Raw genomic sequence first — 21,954 nt, forward strand, 5'->3', positions numbered from 1 at the left:
CCGTTCCGCGGTCGGCCGCTGCCCCGCAAGGTGCGGGATGTCGGCTTCGGCAATGAAATCACTGCACTGGCTTTTCCCGCGACAATGTGCCCACCTGCGCTTGCCAAGGCTGGACATAACTTGCGTTCGAGCTTAGAACGCGCCCGATTGGCGGGGAATCTATGGCCGCATTGTGTCCGGATTCTCGGTAACCATGAGGTCAGTGCGGTAACCGCAGACTTTGCGTGAGAGGATGGTCAGGCCGTGAGCGAACACGACACAACAAGCGGGACCGCGGGCGAACCCACGCGCCGCGATTTTCTTTACATTACGACGGGGATGGCCGGCGTGGTCGGTGCGGCCGCGCTCGCCTGGCCGTTTATCGACCAGATGCGTCCGGATGCTTCGACGCTTGCGCTCGCATCGATCGAGGTCGATGTTTCGAGCCTCGAGCCGGGCATGTCGCTGACGGCGAAGTGGCGCGGCAAGCCGATCTTCATCCGCAACCGCACCGACAAGGAAGTGGAAGAGGCCAAGGCTGTTCCGCTCGGCGATCTGAAGGATCTGAACGCGCGCAACGCGAACGTTCCGGCCGATGCAGAAGCCACCGACCTTGAGCGTTCCGCCGGCGAGGGCAAGGAAAATTGGATCGTGATGATCGGTTCCTGCACCCATCTCGGCTGCGTGCCGCTCGGCCAGGCCGGCGATTTCGGCGGCTGGTTCTGTCCCTGCCACGGTTCGCACTACGACACGGCCGGCCGCATCCGCAAAGGTCCGGCGCCGGAGAACCTTCACGTGCCGACCTTCGCCTTCGTTTCAGACACAGTCATCAAGATCGGTTGAGGGGGAATACTGATTATGAGTGCTGAACACTCCACCTACCAGCCGACGACCGGCATCGAAAAATGGGTCGACTCGCGCCTGCCGCTGCCGCGCATGATCCATGACAGCTTTGTTTCCTATCCGGTGCCGCGCAACCTGAACTACAGCTACACCTTCGGTGCGATGCTGTCGGTGATGCTGATTGCGCAGATCCTCACCGGTATCGTGCTCGCGATGCATTATGTCGCCAGCACCGGCGAGGCCTTCACCTCGGTCGAGAAGATCATGCGCGACGTCAACAACGGTTGGCTGCTGCGCTACATGCACGCCAATGGTGCGTCGTTCTTCTTCATCGCAGTCTATCTGCACATCGCCCGTGGTCTCTACTACGGCTCCTACAAGGCGCCGCGCGAAATCCTCTGGATTCTCGGCGTGGTCATCTACCTCCTGATGATGGCGACCGGCTTCATGGGCTACGTTCTGCCCTGGGGTCAGATGTCCTTCTGGGGCGCGACCGTTATCACCGGCTTCTTCTCGGCCTTCCCGCTGGTGGGCGAGTGGATCCAGCAGTTCCTGCTTGGCGGCTTCGCCGTCGACCAGCCGACGCTGAACCGCTTCTTCTCGCTGCACTACCTGCTGCCCTTCATGATTGCCGGCGTCGTCGTCCTGCACGTCTGGGCGCTGCATGTCACCGGCCAGACGAATCCGACCGGCGTCGAGGTGAAGTCCAAGACCGACACCGTACCCTTCACGCCCTATGCGACGATGAAGGACGCGTTCGGCGTCTCGGTCTTCCTGATCGTCTTTGCCTGGTTCATCTTCTACATGCCGAACTTCCTCGGCCACCCGGACAACTACATCCCGGCTGATCCGCTGAAGACCCCGGCTCACATCGTTCCGGAATGGTACTACCTGCCGTTCTACGCGATGCTGCGCGCGATCACCTTCAACGTTGGCCCGATCGACTCCAAGCTCGGCGGCGTTTTGGTGATGTTCGGCTCGATCATCATCCTGTTCTTCCTGCCCTGGCTCGATACCTCGAAGGTCCGCTCGGCTGTCTACCGCCCGTGGTACAAGCTGTTCTTCTGGCTCTTCGTCGCCAACGCCATCATGCTTGGCTACCTCGGCGCCATGCCGGCAGAAGGCATCTACGTCATCCTTTCGCAGCTCGGCACGCTCTACTACTTCGGTTTCTTCCTCGTCATCATGCCGGTTCTCGGCCTGATCGAGACCCCGAAGCGCATTCCGAATTCCATCACGGAAGCGGTTCTGGAACAGAAGAACGCCAACGCAAAGCTGGCCAAGGCCTGATCGCGACGCGACGAAAGGAAACCGAACAAAATGAAAAAGCTTCTTGCAAGCATTCTGTCGCTCGCAGTCGTCGCCGGCCTCGGCGTATCGATCGCCACCGCACAGGAGGACCATGCCGCGGCTGGCGGTGCGGCGGCGGAGCACGCCACCCCGCACTACCCGATCAACAAGCCGCGCGAACAGGACTGGTCGTTCGCCGGTCCGTTCGGCAAGTACGACAGGGGTCAACTGCAGCGCGGCCTGAAGGTCTACACCGAAGTCTGCGCCGCCTGTCACTCGATGAACCTGGTCGCCTTCCGCACGCTGGAGGACCTCGGTTACTCGGAAGCCCAGGTGAAGGCTTTCGCGGCGAACTATGAAGTCCAGGACGGCCCGAACGCCGACGGTGAGATGTTCACCCGCAAGGCCGTGGCATCCGACTACTTCCCATCGCCGTTCCCGAACCACGAGGCGGCTGCGGCTGCCAACAACGGTGCGGCGCCGCCGGACTTCTCCCTGATCGCGAAGGCCCGCGGCATCACCCGCGGCTTCCCGCAGTTCGTCATCGATATCTTCACCCAGTACCAGGAAGGCGGGCCGGACTACATCTACTCGCTGCTGACCGGTTACCAGGATCCGCCGGAAGGCGTCGAAGTCGCCGAGGGTACGCACTACAACCCGTACTTCGCGAACTCGGCCACGCTCGCCATGGCCAGCCCGCTCTCCGACGACCAGGTCACCTATGACGACGGTTCGCCGCAGACGCTCGACCAGTACGCGCACGACGTCTCGGCGTTCCTGATGTGGGCCGCAGAGCCGCACCTGGAAGCGCGGAAGCGCATGGGCTTCATGGTCATGGTCTTCCTGGTGATCTTCACCGGCCTGATCTACCTGACGAAGAAGTCGGTCTACGCGAACAAGGAACACTAAGCTGTTCCAACGACATGCGAAGAAGGCGGCCCCGTGCCGCCTTTTTTCATGCGCCGACGAATCCCCCTTGCAATCGACAGCCGTTGCCCCTCTCTTTTCCTGATCCGCCATACGGAACCTGCACATGAACACGCTCCACGACGAACTGATCGCGGCGATCCGCAACATTCCGGACTATCCGAAGCCGGGAATTATCTTCCGCGATATCACGACGCTGCTGGGCAATCCCCGCGCGTTCCGGCGGGCGGTCGACGAATTGGTCCATCCCTACGCGGGTATGGGTGTGGCGCAGGTCGCCGGCGTCGAGGCGCGTGGGTTCATTCTCGGCGGTGCTATGGCGCATCAACTGTCGAGCGGCTTCATTCCGATCCGCAAGAAGGGCAAGCTGCCGCGCGAAACTGTGCGCATCGCCTACAGTCTCGAATACGGCGTGGACGAGATGGAAGTTCACAAGGATGCGCTGAAGCCGGGCGACAAGGTGATCCTGGTCGACGACCTGATCGCCACCGGCGGCACGGCGGTTGCGGCGGTCAATCTGCTGCGCCAGCTCGGCGCCGACATCGTTGCGGCCTGCTTCGTTATCGACCTGCCGGACCTCGGTGGCCGGATGAAGCTGGAGGATCTCGGCGTCGAAGTGCGCACGCTCGTCGCCTATGAGGGGCATTGAGCGGCTTTGGATGCCGGTTCAGTTCGATCGGAAACTTCGCCTTATGGTGAGGGCCACTTGAGCGCACAGGATGCCGGATCTGGTCGGCATCACGGAGCAGACTGGCTGCCGCTGGAGAATCAGCAACCGAAATAGGATGTCGTCCCGGAGCCCCAACCGCTCAGACGAATTCCAGTACGATGCTCTCGAAGCTGACGACCGGTTCACCGTGCTGGTTTTTCCCTTCGCAGACGATTGTGTTGATCAGGCGTCCGGGGCGTGAGGCCAGTGGCCGCGACGTGAGCAGCATCACCGAATAGGTGATCGTGTCGCCGGCAAAGACCGGCCGAAACCAGCGCAACTTGCGGAAACCGGTGGACGGCCCGAGTTCCGGCGGAGCGATGCCCGCCTTCTTCAATCGAATATATTCGGCGCTCCAGAACGCCACGAAGGTCTTCATCCAGCCCGCGCAGGTGTGCCAGCCGGAGGCGCAAAGCCCGCCGAACAGCGAGTGCCTAGCCGCATCAGCATCGACATGGAAGGGTTGCGGGTCGAACTGCCGGGCATAGCGGATGATCGCGTCAGCGTCGAAGTGATGGGAGCCGAGGTTGATCTTCTCGTTGGCGGGATAAAGCTCAGCCAGGCGCATGCACCGTTTCCTCTGCCTCGACGCGGATCATGTTGGCATAGTCGCAGACGGCGACCGTCTCACCGCGCTGGTTCGTCACCTCCGCCACGAAGCGGACGATGCCGATCTCGGGCCGCGAACGCGACAGGCGCGCCTCGGTGACCGTGACATGTCCTGAAAGCGTGTCTCCGGCCAGAACCGGCTTCCGCCACTCCATGCTGTCGACACCCGGGGAGCCTTCCGCTGCGGTCCGATCGATATAGCTGTCGCAGAGCATGCGCATCATGATTGCGCTGGTGTGCCAGCCGGATGCCGACAGGCCGCCGAGGATGCTGGCCCTGCCTGCAGCCTCGTCGACGTGCATCGGCTGCGGGTCGAACTCGCCGGCAAAGGCGACGATCTCTTCCGCCGACAGCGTGCGGCTTGGGAAATCGAACCGCCGTCCGATGGGGAAGTCGGCGAACACGAGTTGGGCCATGCGGCGCTCCCGCAGTAGTTAGGTGTTGAAGCGGAAGTGGATGACGTCACCATCCTGGACGACGTATTCCTTGCCTTCGTCGCGGCCCTTGCCGGCTTCCTTGGCGCCGACTTCGCCCTTGTAGGCGATGTAGTCGTCAAAGGAGATGGTGAAGGCTCGGATGAAGCCGCGTTCGAAATCGGTGTGGATGACACCGGCGGCCTGCGGCGCCTTGGTGCCGCGCACGATGGTCCAGGCGCGCGTTTCCTTCGGGCCAACGGTGAAATAGGTGATGAGGTCGAGGAGGTGGTAGCCGGCGCGGATCAGGCGGTCGAGGCCCGCTTCCTCAAGGCCGAGCGCCGACAGGAATTCTGCCGCTTCTTCTTCCGGAAGCTGGGCGACCTCGGATTCGATCGCGGCCGAAATGATGACGCATTCGGCGCCCTGTTCCTTGGCCATGGCGGCGACGGCTTCGGTGTGCGTGTTGCCGGTCGAGGCGTCGGCCTCGGCGACGTTGCAGACGTAGAGAACCGGATGCGACGTCAGAAGGTTGAGGCCCTTCAGGACTTCGATCTCTTCCGGTGCCAGGGTCTTCAGGAGGAGGCGGGCCGGCTTGCCCTCATTCAGGAGCTTGATCACGGCTTCCATGACCGGCAGCTGGGCGATGGAATCCTTGTCCTTGCCGGTGGCGCGCTTGCGCGTCTGCTCGACGCGACGCTCGAGGCTTTCGAGGTCGGCGAGCATCAACTCCGTCTCGATCGTGTCGGCGTCTCCAACCGGGTTGATGCGGCCCTCGACATGGGTGATGTCATCGTCTTCGAAGCAGCGCAGCACATGCACGACCGCGTCGACTTCACGGATATTGGCGAGGAACTTGTTGCCGAGGCCTTCACCCTTCGAGGCACCGCGCACCAGGCCGGCGATGTCGACGAAGGAGATGCGCGTCGGGATGATTTCCTTGGAGCCCGCGATCTCGGCGAGTTTTTGCATGCGCGGGTCGGGCACGGCGACTTCGCCGGTGTTCGGTTCGATGGTGCAGAAGGGATAGTTCGCCGCCTGTGCGGCGGCCGTCTTCGTCAGCGCGTTGAAGAGGGTGGACTTGCCGACATTGGGCAGCCCGACGATACCGCATTTGAAACCCATGGAATGGTCCGTCCGTGTCTTGGAAATCTTTGCCTTCGCTATGGGGGAAGGGCGAGGGATGGTCAAGCCTGCGGGCTTGGAAAGCATCCAGCAGGGGACGTGCTGCTACCCCCAACCAAAGGAGACCGCCCGCGCTCTTGCCGCTTCGGAGTTCGCGTAGCAAGATGGTTTTGCCAGGTCATGGAATGACGGCCCGATCATCAGGAGAGGACCCTCCGATGAGCAACAAGGATACCGCAGTCAGCCCAAAAACGGCGACGAAGCTGCAGCGCCCGCGGCTCTACAAGGTCATTCTCATCAACGATGACTACACGCCGCGTGAGTTCGTCATCCTCGTCCTGCGCGCCGTCTTCCGCATGACGGAGGAGACCGGTTACCGTGTCATGATGACGGCCCACAAGATGGGCACCTGTGTCGTGGTGGTCTGCGCCCGCGATATCGCCGAAACCAAGGCCACCGAGGCGGTGGATCTGGCCAAGGAGGCGGGTTTTCCGCTGCTGTTCACGACCGAGCCGGAAGAGTAGAAATGTCGTTCTCAGCCTTGCTCAGTCTGCCTGCGGAAGAGGCAACCTGAGCGCCCGGTCAGACGCTATGATCCTTGCCTGTTTAGGCGAGATTTAATCTGCCTTGCCCAACAGCTTCTTCAGCATCTCCGCCATCGGGCCACTCGCCGGCAACGCCTTCGGCTGGGCATGGTTGCGGGCGGCGCGGATATGCGACTGGCCGGCCGGTTTCTTTTCAGCCTTCGGCTTGTCTTCCGCCGTGCCGCCGATGGCGAGCGCCAGCTTGTTCATCAGCTGCGAATCCTCGCCCCGCACCAGCATGTCGGCATTGAGCCCCAGTTCGTCGAGCAGCGGATCGAGCCAGGTGTGATCCGCCTTGGCGAAGTCGCCGAGAACGTGGTTGTGCACCAGTTCCTTGACGCCCGGATGGCCGATGCCGAGCCGCAGGCGTCGGTAGTCCTTGCCGCAATGGGCATCGAGCGACTTCACGCCGTTGTGGCCGCCATGGCCGCCGCCCACCTTGATGCGCGCCTTGCCGGGGGCAAGGTCGAGTTCGTCGTAGATCGCGACGATGTCCTTCGGCGCAAGCTTGTAGAAGCGCATCGCCTCGCCGACGGATTCGCCGGAGAGGTTCATGAAGGTCTGCGGCTTGATCAGCAGCACCTTCTCCCCGCCGAGTTCGCCTTCGGAGATTTCCCCCTTGAACTTCTTCGACCAGGGCGAGAAGGTGTTCTTGCGGAGAATGGCGTCGACCGCCATGAAGCCGATGTTGTGGCGGTTGGCGGCATACTTCGGTCCGGGATTGCCGAGGCCTGCGATGATCAGCATGGGAAGCGCTCGCGTCGTGGCTTGTGTTCTTTAGTTTGTCCCACAGCCAATCGCGGGCGATGTCAACCCTTATTGCCGATCTGACGATCAGCGCGCAGCGGCGCGCGCATCCGGCGGCAAGCCGTAGGCTGCAAAAATTGCGTCCTGTTTGCCGCTGGTGATCAGTTCGTCGAGCGCCTTTTGCATGGCCGCGACGGTGTCCAGCGGCATGGCCCTGTGGCAGGCGATGCCGTAAATCTGTCCATCGAGCAGCATCGCCTTTTCGATGGGCTGTCCGTCCTCCAGCATCATTTCATAGGTCTTGACGGAGGTTGGCATCAGATCGATGCGTCCACTCTTCAGCTTGCCGAGCGAGACCGATATGTCTGCAGCAAGGTCAATATTCGAAAAGCCATGCTCCTGAAGTGCCTCCACGGCGAAATCACCGCGTTGAGCACCCACCCGCAACGTGTGTATATCGCTCGGCGCCGTGATCGCGACATCGCTTCCCTTGCGTCTCACCATGACCATCTGATCCTTCAGCAGCGGCTCGACCCAGCGGAACCTCTTGTCGCGCGCCCGGTTGTGACCGGTCGTGAAGACGCAATGGTCCTGGCGGCGTTCCGCCAAGACAACCGCGCGCGCCCACGGCATGATTTCGATCCGGTAGGAGAGGCCGGCCGCCACGGCAATCTGATGAACCTGCTCGACGGCGACGCCCTTGATCGTTCCACTGTCGGAATAACTGAAAGGGGCATACTCCTCGGTGACGAACGTGATGTCGCCCGCCTTAACGGGCTGTGACAAGAGAGCGGCGAGGGCCAACGAGCCTGCAAGCTTTTTTATCGACATCATTCCCAATTCCCATTTCCGTTCGCAAATGATCAGCGGCCCGCGGATTGTTTCCCTCGTGTTCGCTCCGAGATGTTCTCCAGCGCCCGCATCAACTCGGCGAATGGCAGCGGCTCGCTGAAGAGATAGCCTTGACCGAGGTCGATCCCCATCTCTTCGAGAGCCTTTCGTTCGTTTTCGGTTTCGATCCCTTCGGCAACGACGACGCATCCCATCTGATGCGAGATCATTCGGATGCCTTCGATCAGGGTTCGGCTCTTTGCGCTGATCTTCTGCTGGTCGCTACCGAGCGAGCGAATAAAGGATTGATCGACCTTCACGATATCTACCGGGAAGCGGTTGAGGTAACTCATCGAGGAATAACCCGTACCGAAGTCATCCAGCGCAATCCTGCATCCCAATTCCGTTAGTGCGTCCAGGGTCTGGCGTATCACGGGATTGTCGAGCATCAGCACCGCTTCGGTGATCTCGATAACGATGCGCGATGGTGTCACGCCGCAACCCAGCAGGAGTGCGGCGAGCCGGTTCGGCAGGGTTGCGTCGAACTGCAGGGGAGAGAAGTTCACCGCCAGATAGCTGTTGGCCATTCCGTCAATAGCCGAAATGGCCGCCAGATCGCGGACCGCCTTTTCCAGTATGACGTCACCGATCTTTCCGATAGCCCCGTTTTCCTCTGCCACGCCGATGATCTCGTTGGGTGAGAGAATACCATCCTGCGGGTGGCAAAGGCGCATGAGCGCCTCAAATCCGGCGATACGGCCGTCACTCAGGCTGACAATCGGCTGGAGATAGGCATCGAACCTATTCTCGCGGAGGCCCTCTTCGATGCGTTGCTCGATTTCGAGGCGTCGGCGGGCGATGTCGACGATGTCGTCGTGGTACACTTGCGTTCCGTTCTTGCCGCCGCGCTTTCGCGCGTACATCGCCATGTCGGACTTTTGGAGCAGGTCCGCCGCTGTCGCAGCGTGATCCGGGTAGACTGCGATGCCGATGCTGGCGCTGACGTTCAGCCGACTGCCCTTGACGAAAATGGGCTCTTTCAATGCGGTACACAGCCGGCTGCCAACGTCCACGGCCAGCTGTGCCGCTTCCGGGGAGAGCAGAAGGACGGCGAATTCGTCGCCGCCCAGCCTTGCCACGACGTCGTTGAACCGCAACTGGTCGCGCAGCCGGTTCGCCACCTGGCATAGGACTTCGTCGCCGACGGCGTGACCCAGATTGTCGTTGATCCACTTGAACCGATCCAGATCGAGAAACAGGCAGGCAAGGTTCTGGTCCTCGGTCTCGGCCTTGTGGATCAGTTCGCCGAGCACGGACTCGAAGCCCTGGCGGTTGAGAAGGCCTGTGAGATGATCGGTGATCGCCTGACGGAGGTTACGGCTTTCCGCCTCCTTCAGATCGGTCACGTCCGTCATCACCGACAGGGTGGTTTCGGCGCCGGCGTCGACCATCGCCAGTCCGGTCTCGAGCACGAGCACGTCCATCACCGTTGCATCGGCACGATGGAAGCGCACCGTCACTTCGCAAATCCCCTTGCTGCTCGGTCCAGTCTGGTGCCGGTCGCGGTAGATCAGGTGATCGGCGGCATCCACGAATTTGGTGAAGCTATGGCCGATGACTGCGTCGCGGCTGTAACCGGTGGCAACGAGCCAATAGTCGCTGACCGCCGTGATGGAATTGTCCCGGTTGGTGGAAAAGAGCATTGCCGGCGTCTTGTTGTAGATCTCGGTGGTGCGGGCGTGCGCCAGCTTCAGCTCGTTCTCTTCCTGCTCAAGCCTGCTCTGCATCTCGTTGAAGTTGTGGGCGAGATGGCCCATTTCGTCGTTCGACGTCCAGTCAACGTGATGGCGCGAGCCTAGCCTGCGTGTCGCTTCGATCGCGGCGGTCAGGCGCATAAGTGGCCGAATGATGGTGATGCGGTTGCCGATGATCGCTGCGGTGAAGAGCGTGCCGACGGCGAAGAGGAAGATCGAGAAGAGAGCCAGTTCGTCCGTGGAGAACCGCGAAAACGGTCCGTCCCGCGCAATCGCGATCTCCGCCGTGCCCACCTTGCGAATGCCCTCATTCGTCCGATGAAGGATGTCCGCGGTCACGATGGACTGGATCGCGCCCCGTGCCGGCTCGACTTCGGGATCCCGGATGTTGATCAGCCCAGAAGTGTCGCGGATCTGCACGTAGTTTATGTTGGCGCCGGTCTTCAGTGTATCCACGATCTGGGCAATGCTGTCGAGGTCGAAGTCCCAGATCGGCTTGCCGAGCGCCTGGGCGTTGGCCTGCATCAGCACCTCGGTGTGCTTCAGTCTTTCGCGCGCGACGCGGTCCGACGACAGGACGAGGAAAAAAAAGAAAAGCGGCGCCACGAACACGAGGAGCGCACCGATAACGATGGCGATGAACCGGCTCTCCACCGAGTGCATCCTCATCCCGTGGCCCCCACGGTTTTCTCCACAATTGCCGGCACGATGCGCCCTTCTCCCGATCGGTAGAACAGCTTTCCATTTATTCCTTAAATGTTGTTGAAGGGGGGCTGTGCAAACACGAAAAATCCGCCTCCGTTTCCGAAGGCGGATTCCGAATGTAGCTGGCAATTTCCGCCGATTATTCGGCCGATGCTTCGCCTTCGGCCGCTTCCTCTTCCTTGGCAGCAGCCGTGCCGACGATGGTCGCGACGGTGAAGTCGCGGTCGGCGATGACCGGGCTCGTGCCCTTCGGCAGCTTGACATGCGAGATGTGGATGCTGTCGCCGATCTTCAGACCGTCGAGGTCGAAGGTGATGGCATCCGGAATGGCGTTGGCCGGGCAGTGGAGTTCGATTTCGTGGCGAACGATGTTCAGCATGCCGCCGATCTTGATGCCCGGGGACTTCTCTTCGTTGATGAAGTGGACCGGAACCTGGACGGTGACCTTGCTGTCGGCCGACACGCGCAGGAAGTCGACGTGCATCGTGAAGTCGCGGACCGGATCGAGCTGGTATTCCTTCGGCAGGACGGAGATCTTCTCGCCGTTGACGTCGATCGTCGCGACCGTCGTCATGAAGCCGCCGGCGTGGATGCGCTGGGTGACTTCCTTCGTCGACAGGGCGATCGAAAGCGGGGCCTTCTTGTCACCATAGATGACAGCCGGGATAAGACCGTTGCGGCGAAGTTCGCGGGAGGACCCCTTACCAACCCGTTCGCGCGTCTGGGCCTTGAGCTCGTAGGATGCGTTGCTCATAGCATTGACCTTTCAAGTGTTACTGGAGAGTCTCGCCGGTCGCAGCTTCCGCTCCGGCCGACAGAAACTTGAGGATCCTGATGGAAACCTCATCCGCGTTGCCTCCAAGGGTGTCTGCGCGGACGGGGTCGCTTAGCGGAGAATGCCGGAAAATGCAAGGGTCTGCCGGGGCAGAGCGCCCTGCGGCAGCGTTACACCTTGCGTGCCCGGCGAGCGACGACGAGGCGGTTCAATCCGAGCATCAGACCGCCGGCAACGAGGCCCCAGAAGGCGCCCGAAATACCACCGAAGCTGACGCCCGAGGCGGTCGTCAGGAAGGTGAGAGCGGCCGCTTCACGCGTCTCCGGCTCCTTGAAGGCGTTCATCGCCGAGCCGGCGAGGGCATTGATCAGCGCGAGACCGGCGACGGCCTGGATGAGGATCGGTGGGGCGAGGCTGACAAAGGCTGTCACGGCGCCAGCCAACAGTCCGAAAACAATATAGAACATGCCGGCATTGACCGCCGCCCAATAGCGGCGGCGCGGGTCGGGGTGGGCATCCTCACCCGCGCACATCGCCGCGGTGATCGCGGCGAGATTGACAGCATGGCCGCCGAAGGGGGCGCTCAGGATCGAAAAGAGGCCGGTGACGGCAAACAGCGGCCCGGGCGTCGGTTCGTAGTGGTTGACCTTCAGCACGGCGATGCCGGGGATGTTCTGTGAGGCCATGGTGACGATGAATAGCGGCAGCGCAATGCTGACGAGACCGGCCAGGTTGAAGTCCGGAGCGACGAATTCAGGGCTTGGCAAAAGGTTGCGGGCGATCTCATGCAAGGCGCCATCCGGAATGTCGACGCCAAAGGCCAGCACCAGCACGAAAGCGACGAGCGCCGCCGGGACCGCATAGAGACGGTTGACCGCGCCAACGACGACCCAGGCTGCAACGATCGGCAGGCCGAGGAGGGGATTGAACGCGACCGCCTTGACCGGGGCGAAGCAGAGGCCGAGCAGGACGCCGGCGAGCATCGCGTTGGCGAGTGTGGCGGGGATGGCCGCAACCATGCGGCCGAGTGGCTTCCACAGGCCCGCGACGACGATCAGTGCCGCACAAACGAGAAAACCGCCGACGGCGGCGGAAAAGCCGCCTTCGACCGCACCCGAGCTGGCGAGCAGCGCCGCCCCCGGCGTCGACCAGGCGATCGAGACCGGCAGCCGGGTCCATAGGCTGAGCACGATTGCGCACAGGCCCATGGAGATCGACAGCGCCATCAGGCCCGAGGCCGCCTGCGCCTCGCTTGCGCCGACGCCGGTGAGGCCATGCAGTACCACGGCAAAGGAACTGGCGAAGCCGACGAAAGCGGTCAGCAGGCCCATGAAGAGCGCTTGTGCGGAGAAGTCGCGTAGCATGGCGTGAGGCGGGCGTTGTGGACGGGAACCGCGGTACTAGCACAACTTCGTGCGGAAGCGAAACTACCCCGCCCGCGCCGCCGCCTTCAAGCGGCCAACGGCACCGTCAGCGGCGGCATTCGCCTTGGCGTACGATCCGAAAGTCCGCCGTCCGAGCCTCGCAAGCGTTCGCAAAGGTGCGTCGCGTGCCGCTCCGCTCTGCGCAGACGGGTGCAAATTCGCGCGTGCAGGCGCGGTCCCGTACCGGTTCTCGCCTGCATTCGCCGCGGCTGACAACTCGAAAACCGTCGTTCCTGGCCGTGCAGGCGTTGGCGAAGGTTTGCTGGCGTCCGCCGCGTTCGGCACAGACCGGATCATATTCCATCGTGCAAGCGCGGTCTGGCGCCGGCTCCCGCCTGCACTCGCCGCGGCTGACGACGCGAAAACCGTCGCTTCTCGCCGTGCAGGCGTTGGCGAAGGTCTGTCGGCGTCCACCGCGCTCGGCGCAGACCGGATCATATTCCCGCGTGCAGGCGCGGTCCGGGATCGGTTCCCGTTGGCATTGGCCACGATGGGCGATATCAAAGCCCCGGCTGCGCGCCTCGCAGGCGTTGGCAAAGGTCTGGAGACGTCCGCCGCGCTCACCACAGACAGGGGCGTACTCCATCGTGCAGACAGGTGGTCGCGACACCGGTCGCCCGCTGCCGACATAACCGGGGGAGGATTCCACAGTACAGGCAGCGATCAGCGGCAGCAGGAGAAGCGCCGCACACGTGCGCGGCTTGCGCAGCAAGCCGGGCACCTTCGCGACGAACCTGGAAATTCGGTGTCCCATCAGCATAGCTCGTCCTCCTGCGTCATATTGTTCGGTGCCTGGTGTGGTGGCGTCTGACTGATCAACGCACCGCCGTGGTTGCACCTATAGCGATCCATCGGTCGGATCAATGGCAACAATTGGGGTAGACCGATGGCGTGCGTTTTGCTTGCCTCGGTGCGGAGGGGGAGCGGGTGCATTTCGCCAATGCAAAACGGCAGCCCATTTGTTCTGGACTGCCGTGGCACGATCGGTGCGGTATTAGCGTTGCTCAGTCGAAGAGGCTGGAAACGGATTCTTCGGCGGCCGTGCGGTTGATCGCTTCGCCCAGCAGGTTCGCCGTCGTCAGAACGCGGATGTTGTGCGCGGACTGAACGGCCGTCGTCGGCTGAATGGAGTCGGTGATCACCAGTTCCTTCAGCTTCGACGAGGTGACGCGGGCGACGGCACCGCCGGAGAGAACCCCGTGGGTGATATAGGCGGTGACGCTGATCGCCCCGTTCTTCAGCAGCGCCTCGGCCGCGTTGCAGAGCGTGCCGCCGGAATCGACGATGTCGTCGATCAGGATGCAGTCCTTGCCGGAGACATCACCAATGACGTTCATCACTTCGGACTCACCGGGGCGGTCGCGGCGCTTGTCGACGATCGCGAGCAGACAGTCGAGCCGCTTGGCAAGCGCGCGGGCGCGCACCACGCCGCCGACGTCGGGGGAAACGACCATCACGTTCTTCTGGTCGTAGTTCTCCTTCACGTCACGCGCCAGGATCGGCACGGCGTAGAGGTTGTCGGTCGGGATGTCGAAGAAGCCCTGGATCTGGCCGGCGTGCAGGTCGAGCGTCAGAACGCGATCGGCGCCGGCTTCGGTGATCAGGTTGGCGACGAGCTTCGCGGAGATCGGCGTGCGCGGACCGGGCTTGCGGTCCTGGCGGGCATAGCCGAAGTAGGGGATCACGGCCGTGATGCGCCGGGCGGAAGAGCGCCGCATCGCATCGATCATGATCAGGAGTTCCATCAGGTGGTCGTTCGTCGGAAACGAGGTCGACTGGACGACGAATACGTCCTCGCCGCGCACGTTCTCCTGGATCTCTACGAAGATCTCCTGGTCGGCGAAGCGGCGCACGGTGGCGCGGCCCAGGGGAACATTGAGATAGTTGCAGATCGCTTCGGCCAGCAGCCGGTTCGAGTTGCCCGCGAAAACCTTCATCTATGGTCCGCCTGTGTGATGGCCTACGAGAATGCTGATGGGCTGCCTTTTAGCGTTCCCGAGCGTGAATGCAAGTCCCGTGCCGCACGGTTTTTCCAATCTTTCGCGGGCGCAATAGGCAAGATGGTTGGCGAGGGGCGGTTCGGGACCACCACTGGTTACGCTCGATGCCCCTAACCACCCGCCTGTTTACGCCAGCTCATGTACTCCTCGATCGTTCGTTGAGCGATCGCTTCCATGGTGCCTGCCGGCACGGCACGCCACGGATCGGACGCGGTCGCATTGACACTGTCCTGGCCCTGGATGCGATGGAGGCGGCCGCCCGAGCTGTCCAGTACGTCCCAGACGTAAACGACGGTCGTCTTGTTACCATCCTGCATGGCGGAGAAATAGCCCTTCAGGATGTACCGGCTGGTGTTGTCGGAGGAACTCTTGATCGTCAGGCCGTTGGCGCGGGCCTGCGCCCCGAGTTGCCTGGACAGCGGGGTCACAGACTCAACCGGTGCGCCGATGATCGGCAAAAACCGGACGCTCTCGCCATCGGTGGCGGGCGTCAGGGCGGCGGTCTGTGCCTGCGGCGCCGGCGACGATGTGTGGTCGGCCTGAGACCCGCCCACGACCATCCCGCCTTCGCCGCTCGCGACGGGATTGGTCTGGTTATGGGTCAGCGCGTCGGCCTGCGCCTCCAGCGTGCCGGCCGATGCCGGATGGCCGGCCATCGCATTCGCCTGCGCGCTGCCCACGGGCTGATTATAAGCGCTCACCTGGTCGAGATCGCGTTGAGTGACGGGCGAGGACTGGGGGGAACCGCTGCCGACATCGACCTGTGGGGTCAGCGCATCCGTGCTGTTGCAGCCCGCGAGCGCCAGGAGTAGGCTGGCGAGAGCCAGCCATGGCTTCAGATGATACATCCGTTTCCGTCCGCTGTGCCGGAGGTTGCGTTGTTCCTTCATACCCGAGCAAATTTATGCTTTGCCGTAATGCGGCGTGTCAATCGCAGGATCTTGGAGGCGCGCAATCACCTGTTTAAACGTTGATGAAATCGAGGCCGTAGCGCGACAAGGCCTTCGGTTCGTCGGTGGTCGTCAAATAGGTCTGCCCCAGTGTCATTGCGGTGCCGCTGTCGGAGTCCATGATGATCATGTGCACGAACAGCGACATGTCAGGTAGAATTTCCTGTGGATTGCCGACGTGGAACATCTGGTGTTCCATCCATGAGGGCGAGAAACGGGCGCCGAGCGAATAGCCGCAGGCATTCAGGCGATGGCGGGCGAGACCGCGCTCGTCCATGATTCTTGCATGGGTGTCGAACACCGTGCCGAAGGTGTTTCCGGGACGCAGGACCGTTTCGATGGCCTGTATCGTGTCGCGGCAGGCACCGTAGAGCTCGCGGTGGCGATTGGTCGGTTCGCCGATGATGACGGTGCGCATCATCGCGGCGTGGTAATGTGCGCTGACGCCCGCCCATTCGAGGGTGAGCTGGTCGTTTGCGTCGAGCTTTCTCCGGCCGGACTTGTAGCGGCACAGCAGTGCGTCGATTCCCGAGCCGATGATGAACTCGTTTGCTGGATAGTCGCCGCCGCCGGCGAGCACCGCGCCCTGCATCGCCGCGAGGATCGCTGCCTCGTCGGCGCCGGGGCCGATCAGCGGCAGCGCGGCGTCCAGCGCGTCGTCAGCAAGTGAAGCGGCCTTCTCGACATGGGCCAGTTCCGCCGGGCTCTTGACCAGCCGCAGGCGACTGACCAGCCGCGAGGCGTCGACCAGTTCGCCGAAGCTCTGCAACTGGTTGTCCAGGAGCCGGGCATTCCTGCCGGTCAATCCATGCGTGTCGTACTCGACGCCGATCCGGCATCCCAGCAAGTCCAAGTCGGACAGCAGGTTTTTCAAATCCATTGCCGGGTCGGCATTCGCGCGGTCGACCCAGATCTCGATCTTGGCGATGTTGGACGTCTGGCGAGCCTGCCGCAGGTCGGCGGAGCGGGTCAGCAGCACCATATCGCCGTCGGCCTTCACGATCAGCGTCTGGAAGAAGCAGTAGCCAAAGGTGTCGTAACCCGTCAGCCAGTACATGCTTTCCTGGGCGAAGAGCAGCATGGCGTCGAGCTTTTCGTCGCGCATCCTGGCGGTCAGACGTTGCAGCCTGTTGGCATATTCCTCGCTGTCGAATTGCAGTGCCATGCTTTGCTCCTAGTCCTGTTCTCGATCCGATCGTAACATGATCGCCGAGATCTGCCGCCCGTAGTCCGGCTCCTTGCGATGCACTGTTCGCCGATAGGAAAAATAGTCCGCTTCGGCCGGGTAGGTGCAAATGTCGAGATTCTCGGCCTCGATGCCGGCCTCGGCAAGCCTTTTCAGCGTCAAACCCGGCAGGTCGAACATGGCGTGACCCTGCCGCTGGGACGGGGAAAAGAAATCCGCATAGGTGGGGTTTGTTCCAAGGAAGCGCTCGACGAATTCGGGACCGACTTCGTAGTGGTGACAGCTGATCGATGGCCCCAGGCCGGCGACGATGTGCCTGCGGGACGCGCCCAGCGTCTCCATTGCGGCGACCGTGTTTTCCAGAACGCCGGTGAGGGCGCCTTTCCAGCCGGCGTGGGCCGCGCCGATGACGCCGGCTGTCGGGTCGGCGAAAAGCACCGGCCCGCAATCGGCGGTCAAGACGCCGAGGACCAGGCCGGGTGTCGCCGTGACGAGTGCGTCGGCGGTGGGCCGCTCGCCGGCATAGCTGCCGTCGACGGTGAAGACGTCCGGCGAATGGACCTGGTGGACGGTTGCCAGTCGGTCAGGGGATGCTCTGAACCATTGACCGACACGGGTGCGATTTTCGATCACGCGTTCCCGGTCGTCATTGGAGCCGAGGCCGACATTGAGGCCCGCATAGATGCCCTCGGAGACGCCGCCATGGCGTGTGAAAAAGCCGTGCAGAACGGAACTGCCGGTGGAGCGGGCGATCAACGGGCTCTGGACGGGGGAAAGCACAGGGCATCATCCTTCATCGCTTCGAAGCACCCTGAAATAGGCTGCCGGCGCTTCGGTGGGCTGCGGACAATGCGGGTGTCCGATTCGGATCGCGGCGATGTTGACCGCCGCGATTGGGGCTGTCAATCCGTCCGGCGGAACGGGGCGAGCGGCTCGTCGGCGCTGGTGACGGCAAGAACCTTGAACAGGTCGCCCATGTTTCCGGCGCCCGAACCTGCCAGCCGCTCGACGTCGGCGATGATCTGGCTTTGCAGGCTTTCGTCCCGTCCCCGACCGAGCGCCGAGGCCCGTTCGGCCAGGCCGAGCCCCATCAGAAAATCGCCCTGGGGTTGAGGACCGTGGATGTGCAGGCCCGCCTCGCGAGCCACCGTGGCGAGCCGTTCGAAGTCCACATGGCTGGTCAGGTCCGCCTCGCCTGGATGGGCGAGGGGAGGGTCAAAGGCGTGGCGTAGAACCGCCTGCAGCGTGTCACCGAAGCCGCTGACGACGTGTCCGTAATCGATGACCAGCGCCGTGCCGCCGTGATCGCTCAGCCGCTCACTGATGGCCGTCATCGCCGCCTCGCGGGCTGGTGCAAACTCGAAGATTGCTCCGACGGGCTGGCTCTTGTAGCCCTCCGGCAGCAGTGCCGGATCGATGCCGGCGATGCCTGCGGCAAAGGCAAGCTCGCCATCGGCGTCGAGGCCGACCATGCGTTCGCGAAATCCATTCTGCGTCCGGACGAACTGGCGGATCGGGATGGCGTCGAACAGTTCGTTTGCCGCAAGAAGCAGCGGCCCGACGGGCAGTTGGTCGAAGCTGTCGTGCCAACTGATCCGTTCGGCATGTGTGCCCAGCGTCTGTCTCTGCACGGCGCGCAACCGCTCGCTCGTTTCGATCAGGTGGAAGCTGGCGCTGTCGTAGAGGGCGGGGGCGAGCCTGGCGACGACGCGCAGCATGTCGGCCATCATCGTGCCGCGGCCGGGACCGATTTCGGCGAAGCGCACGCCATTCGGCATGCCGTGCTTCTGCCAGGCGTGCACCATGAAGACGCCGAGCATCTCGCCGAAAAGCTGGCTGACCTCAGGCGCTGTGACAAAATCGCCCTCGCGTCCGAAGGGTTCGCGCGTCCGGTAGTAGCCATGCTCGGGATCGGCGAGGCAGAGCGAGAAATAGTCGGTGACGCTGATCGGCCCGTTGGTGTGGATCAGCGCCTTGATCTTACGGGCAAGCGGTGTCGACATGTCAGCCCTCGTGGACGGCGACCTGCCGGGCGCGCAGCATGGCCCAAAGGCCGAGCGCAAGCATCGGCAGCGACAGCAGCATGCCCATCGTCAGCCAGCCGCCGAAGAGATAGCCGATCTGGGCGTCGGGCTCGCGGAAGAATTCCACGAAGATGCGGCAGAGCGCGTAGCCAGCGACGAACAGGCCGGTGACAAAGCCGGGCCGCTTCAGTGCCTTGAACCCGTAGACGGCGACGGCGAGCACGGACAGGAGGACGAGCCCTTCCAGACCGGCCTCGTAAAGCTGGCTCGGATGGCGTGCGAAGGGGCCGGCGTTCGGGAACACGAAGGCCCATGGGGCGCCGGACAGCTTGCCCCAGAGTTCGCCGTTGACGAAGTTGGCGGTGCGGCCGAAGAAAAGCCCAATGGGGGCGACGGCAGCAACGACGTCGAACAGGCTCCAGATTGCTATCTTGTGCTTGCGTGCAAACAGGACGATGGCGATGGCCGTTCCGGTGAGGCCGCCGTGGAACGACATGCCGCCGTTCCAGATCTCGATTGCGCGCAGCGGATTGTCCGCGATCGCTGCAAAATCGTAGAAGAGAATATAGCCGATGCGACCACCCAGCACGATGCCGAGCGCTGCCCAGACGAGGAAGTCGTCAAGTTGGGCAACCGTCATCGGCGAGTCCTTCGCCCAGAGATCGGCGCGCGTGACCAGCCTGCGAGCATAGAACCATCCGAGCAGGATGCCCGTCACATAGGCGAGGCCGTACCAATGGACGGCAAGGGGACCGACCGAAAATGCGACGGGGTCGATATTCGGGAAGGCCATCACGGCGAGGAGTTCGGCAGCTGGGATCAAGGGTTCGGGTCCGGTTGGCTTGGCCGGAAGATGGCGTCCGGCCATGGGATGGTCAAGCGGTTTTGCGGTTTCGCCAGTCCTGCCGGCGGTTTGGACGGGGGCGGATGCGATTCCGCTTGCATCGCAAGGATTGACCCCCTACCTCAGAAACACGACGCGGCATGGGCCGCCAGCATAGATCTGCAAGCCGAGGAGGGCCGGACCATGGCAACCGGAACCAGTCGAATTCTCGACGATTTCGCCAAATTGATGACCGACGCCGCCGGTGCGGCGCAGGGTGTGCGCAAGGAGATGGAGACGGTCTTCCATGCCCAGGCCGAGCGTTTCCTGAACGGGATGGATCTCGTCAAGCGGGACGAGTTCGAGGCTGTCCGGGAAATGGCCGTGAAGGCGCGCGACGAGAACGAAGCGCTCCTCAAGCGCATCGAGGCGCTGGAGGAAAAACTGGCTTCGGCCAAGAAATAACCCGCTTCCGACACCTTCGCTTCCGTTACGTGAGGCCGACGCGATCTGCTTCGCGCCGGCCTCTTTTTTTGGCGTTTTTTCGCCCCTGTGGACATCGTTAAAAAAGCCTTATCGCAGAGTCGGTTAAGGTGCCGGGCTGAATCATTTTGACAACGTCTGTCCACAACGTGAGCGACAAAATAGCCGCGTGGGGGCTGGTGTCGGGACTCTACCATTATAGACTGATTTTAAATGATGATTCGAGACGGCGACGCCAGCTTGGGGCAGGGTTAGTAAGTCAGGTTACTGGCGTAGTCGCGCAATCGTTCAGTGTTGTTTCCGGGTAGGTTGCTGCGTTCGTGTCGTGCGTGATCGCGACGACGCGCGTCTCCCGGTCTAGAGGGTGCCGCATGAGCCTGATGGAATTGGAAATCGCACGCCAGTCGAACCCGGTCGACATGATCGAGTTCGTCGCGGCGAACAACGACTGGTCGTTCGAGCGCTCCGGCGAAGACGAAATCGCCATGACGGTCGAGGGCAGGTGGGCCGACTATCATGTTTCCTTCTCCTGGATGGAGGAGTTCGAAGCGCTTCATCTCGCCTGCGCCTTCGACATCAAGGTGCCCGAAAGCCGTGTCAATGAAGTCATCCGGTTGCTGTCGCACGTCAACGGTCAGGTCCTCATGGGGCACTTCGACCTCTGGCGGCACGAGGACGTGGTGATTTTCCGCCAGTCGCTGCTGCTCGCCGGCGGCGCCGAGCCGACGAACCGGCAGGTCGAAGTCCTGCTCTCGAGCGCGCTTGACACCTGCGAGGCCTATTTTCAGGCTTTCCAGTTCGTCGTCTGGTCGGGTATGGAGGCGCAGGCCGCGGTCGAAGCGGTCATGTTCGAGACGGTTGGAGAAGCGTAGCCATGAGCGTTGAATCTGTGGGGCCCATCGTACTGGTCGGAGCCGGCAACATGGGGGGCGCGATGCTCGCCGGCTGGCTGAAGAGCGGCATCCCAGGCTCCTCGGTTCTTGTTCTCGATCCCGGCCCATCGCCGGCCATGCTGAAGCTGATTGCCGACAATGGCGCGCGCCACGAGACGGCAGCCCCCGCGGATGTCACGGCGGGTATTCTGTTCATCGCGGTCAAGCCGCAGCTCATGGATATCGTTCTGCCTCCTTTGAAGGGCCTGGTCGGTCCCGAGACCGTCGTCGTCTCGGTCGCGGCCGGCAAGACGCTGGCCAATCTCGAGGCTCATCTCGGACAGGCGGCCATGGTCCGCGCGATGCCGAACACACCGGCGATGGTCGGCCGCGGCGTCACCGGCGCCTTTGCCAATGACGGCGTCAGCGCCGCCAAGCGCGACCAGGTGCATGCGCTTTTGAAGGTCAGCGGCCCGGTCGAGTGGGTGTCGAGCGAAGCCGAAATCGATGCCGTCACCGCTGTCTCCGGCAGCGGTCCGGCCTATGTCTTCTATCTCGTGGAGTGCATGGCAGAGGCAGGCCGCAAGCTCGGCCTGCCGGCGGACCTCGCCATGCGTCTTGCGCGGGAAACCGTCTCGGGGGCTGGTGAACTGCTTCACCAGTCCCCCGACGACGCCGCGAAGCTTCGCCAGAACGTCACGTCGCCGGGTGGGACCACGGCGGCTGCGCTGTCGGTCCTGATGGCCGACGACGGTATTCAGCCGATCTTCGACCGCGCCATTGCCGCCGCCCGCAAGCGGGCCGAGGAACTTGCCGGCTGAAGACGCGCTTGCGCATTTCCGAAACAGCAAAGACAGCGCGGTGGTTGCGTCTTCGGACGGTCCCTGCCTCGTTTTACTAA

At 62.7% G+C, this 21,954-nt stretch carries 21 protein-coding genes and 2 pseudogenes; 8 read left to right on the forward strand and 15 right to left on the reverse strand.

Features of this window, described 5'->3' with window-relative positions; translation table 11 throughout:
* Window positions 1-243 precede the first annotated feature (243 nt).
* The 4 genes from petA (at window position 244) to J2Y48_RS14870 (ending at window position 3,688) form a co-directional block, all read left to right on the forward strand.
* Entirely contained in the window at window positions 244-822 is a 579-nt protein-coding gene (gene petA / locus J2Y48_RS14855) for a ubiquinol-cytochrome c reductase iron-sulfur subunit (RefSeq protein WP_310419427.1), read from the forward strand.
* Window positions 823-837: 15 nt separating this feature from the next.
* Complete coding sequence (locus J2Y48_RS14860; protein WP_310419429.1) at window positions 838-2,112, forward strand: cytochrome b N-terminal domain-containing protein; 1,275 nt, start codon at window positions 838-840, stop codon at window positions 2,110-2,112.
* A gap of 30 nt (window positions 2,113-2,142) precedes the next feature.
* Window positions 2,143-3,021, forward strand: coding sequence for a cytochrome c1 (locus J2Y48_RS14865; protein WP_310419432.1), 879 nt, complete (start codon window positions 2,143-2,145; stop codon window positions 3,019-3,021).
* A gap of 124 nt (window positions 3,022-3,145) precedes the next feature.
* A complete protein-coding gene (locus tag J2Y48_RS14870) occupies window positions 3,146-3,688 on the forward strand; it encodes an adenine phosphoribosyltransferase (RefSeq protein ID WP_310419435.1) in 543 nt (180 codons plus the stop codon).
* 160 nt (window positions 3,689-3,848) lie between these two features.
* Here the strand turns inward: J2Y48_RS14870 and J2Y48_RS14875 are convergent, their stop codons facing one another.
* Genes J2Y48_RS14875 through ychF form a run of 3 tightly spaced genes read right to left on the reverse strand, consistent with a single transcriptional unit; the run spans window position 3,849 to window position 5,895 of the window.
* Window positions 3,849-4,316 (reverse strand): MaoC family dehydratase, encoded by a 468-nt coding sequence (locus J2Y48_RS14875; RefSeq protein ID WP_310419438.1) that lies wholly within the window; start codon window positions 4,314-4,316, stop codon window positions 3,849-3,851.
* Window positions 4,303-4,773 carry a MaoC family dehydratase gene (locus tag J2Y48_RS14880; protein ID WP_310419440.1) on the reverse strand — a complete coding sequence of 157 codons (471 nt, stop codon included), beginning with the start codon at window positions 4,771-4,773 and terminating at the stop codon, window positions 4,303-4,305. The genes J2Y48_RS14875 and J2Y48_RS14880 overlap by 14 nt, the downstream gene beginning before the upstream one ends.
* 18 nt (window positions 4,774-4,791) lie before the next feature.
* Window positions 4,792-5,895 carry a redox-regulated ATPase YchF gene (ychF, locus tag J2Y48_RS14885; protein WP_310419444.1) on the reverse strand — a complete coding sequence of 368 codons (1,104 nt, stop codon included), beginning with the start codon at window positions 5,893-5,895 and terminating at the stop codon, window positions 4,792-4,794.
* A 218-nt stretch (window positions 5,896-6,113) separates the two neighbouring features.
* On the opposite strand from ychF, the gene clpS reads away from it, so the two are divergent.
* Window positions 6,114-6,419: an ATP-dependent Clp protease adapter ClpS gene (clpS, locus tag J2Y48_RS14890; RefSeq protein ID WP_310419447.1), complete on the forward strand. Its 306-nt coding sequence runs from the start codon at window positions 6,114-6,116 to the stop codon at window positions 6,417-6,419.
* A 93-nt stretch (window positions 6,420-6,512) separates the two neighbouring features.
* Here the strand turns inward: clpS and pth are convergent, their stop codons facing one another.
* The 12 genes and pseudogenes from pth to lgt form a co-directional block, all read right to left on the reverse strand.
* Window positions 6,513-7,226, reverse strand: coding sequence for an aminoacyl-tRNA hydrolase (gene pth, locus J2Y48_RS14895; RefSeq protein WP_310419451.1), 714 nt, complete (start codon window positions 7,224-7,226; stop codon window positions 6,513-6,515).
* Window positions 7,227-7,313: 87 nt separating this feature from the next.
* The gene (locus J2Y48_RS14900; RefSeq protein ID WP_310419455.1) at window positions 7,314-8,060 is read right to left on the reverse strand and encodes a transporter substrate-binding domain-containing protein; all 747 of its coding nucleotides are present in this window, start codon (window positions 8,058-8,060) and stop codon (window positions 7,314-7,316) included.
* A 29-nt stretch (window positions 8,061-8,089) separates the two neighbouring features.
* Window positions 8,090-10,474 (reverse strand): putative bifunctional diguanylate cyclase/phosphodiesterase, encoded by a 2,385-nt coding sequence (locus J2Y48_RS14905; RefSeq protein ID WP_405030237.1) that lies wholly within the window; start codon window positions 10,472-10,474, stop codon window positions 8,090-8,092.
* 181 nt (window positions 10,475-10,655) lie between these two features.
* On the reverse strand, window positions 10,656-11,270 hold the full coding sequence (locus J2Y48_RS14910; RefSeq protein WP_310419462.1) for a 50S ribosomal protein L25/general stress protein Ctc: 615 nt from the start codon (window positions 11,268-11,270) through the stop codon (window positions 10,656-10,658).
* A 191-nt stretch (window positions 11,271-11,461) separates the two neighbouring features.
* Window positions 11,462-12,655 carry a benzoate/H(+) symporter BenE family transporter gene (locus J2Y48_RS14915; protein ID WP_310419465.1) on the reverse strand — a complete coding sequence of 398 codons (1,194 nt, stop codon included), beginning with the start codon at window positions 12,653-12,655 and terminating at the stop codon, window positions 11,462-11,464.
* Between the two features lie 253 nt (window positions 12,656-12,908).
* Window positions 12,909-13,469, reverse strand: a pseudogene (locus J2Y48_RS14920) (Kazal-type serine protease inhibitor domain-containing protein); the annotation flags it as partial.
* Between the two features lie 250 nt (window positions 13,470-13,719).
* A complete protein-coding gene (locus J2Y48_RS14925; protein ID WP_310419468.1) occupies window positions 13,720-14,652 on the reverse strand; it encodes a ribose-phosphate pyrophosphokinase in 933 nt (310 codons plus the stop codon).
* A gap of 173 nt (window positions 14,653-14,825) precedes the next feature.
* A complete protein-coding gene (locus J2Y48_RS14930) occupies window positions 14,826-15,563 on the reverse strand; it encodes a hypothetical protein (RefSeq protein WP_310419471.1) in 738 nt (245 codons plus the stop codon).
* A 115-nt stretch (window positions 15,564-15,678) separates the two neighbouring features.
* The gene (locus tag J2Y48_RS14935; protein WP_310419473.1) at window positions 15,679-16,830 is read right to left on the reverse strand and encodes a Xaa-Pro peptidase family protein; all 1,152 of its coding nucleotides are present in this window, start codon (window positions 16,828-16,830) and stop codon (window positions 15,679-15,681) included.
* Between the two features lie 9 nt (window positions 16,831-16,839).
* A pseudogene (gene pgeF, locus J2Y48_RS14940) lies at window positions 16,840-17,648 on the reverse strand (peptidoglycan editing factor PgeF).
* A gap of 105 nt (window positions 17,649-17,753) precedes the next feature.
* Window positions 17,754-18,854 (reverse strand): class I SAM-dependent methyltransferase, encoded by a 1,101-nt coding sequence (locus J2Y48_RS14945; protein WP_310419478.1) that lies wholly within the window; start codon window positions 18,852-18,854, stop codon window positions 17,754-17,756.
* A 1-nt stretch (window position 18,855) separates the two neighbouring features.
* A complete protein-coding gene (gene lgt / locus J2Y48_RS14950; RefSeq protein ID WP_310419481.1) occupies window positions 18,856-19,698 on the reverse strand; it encodes a prolipoprotein diacylglyceryl transferase in 843 nt (280 codons plus the stop codon).
* Window positions 19,699-19,902: 204 nt separating this feature from the next.
* On the opposite strand from lgt, the gene J2Y48_RS14955 reads away from it, so the two are divergent.
* The 3 genes from J2Y48_RS14955 to proC all read left to right on the forward strand — a co-directional run bounded on the left by J2Y48_RS14955 (window position 19,903) and on the right by proC (window position 21,874).
* The gene (locus tag J2Y48_RS14955; RefSeq protein WP_310419484.1) at window positions 19,903-20,163 is read left to right on the forward strand and encodes an accessory factor UbiK family protein; all 261 of its coding nucleotides are present in this window, start codon (window positions 19,903-19,905) and stop codon (window positions 20,161-20,163) included.
* Window positions 20,164-20,552: 389 nt separating this feature from the next.
* Window positions 20,553-21,053 (forward strand): YbjN domain-containing protein, encoded by a 501-nt coding sequence (locus J2Y48_RS14960; RefSeq protein WP_310419487.1) that lies wholly within the window; start codon window positions 20,553-20,555, stop codon window positions 21,051-21,053.
* Between the two features lie 2 nt (window positions 21,054-21,055).
* Window positions 21,056-21,874 (forward strand): pyrroline-5-carboxylate reductase, encoded by an 819-nt coding sequence (gene proC, locus J2Y48_RS14965; RefSeq protein ID WP_310419490.1) that lies wholly within the window; start codon window positions 21,056-21,058, stop codon window positions 21,872-21,874.
* The last annotated feature ends 80 nt before the right edge of the window (window positions 21,875-21,954 follow it).

The sequence above is a fragment of the Mycoplana sp. BE70 genome, assembly GCF_031455855.1.
In the GTDB taxonomy this organism is placed as follows: Bacteria; Pseudomonadota; Alphaproteobacteria; order Rhizobiales; family Rhizobiaceae; genus Mycoplana.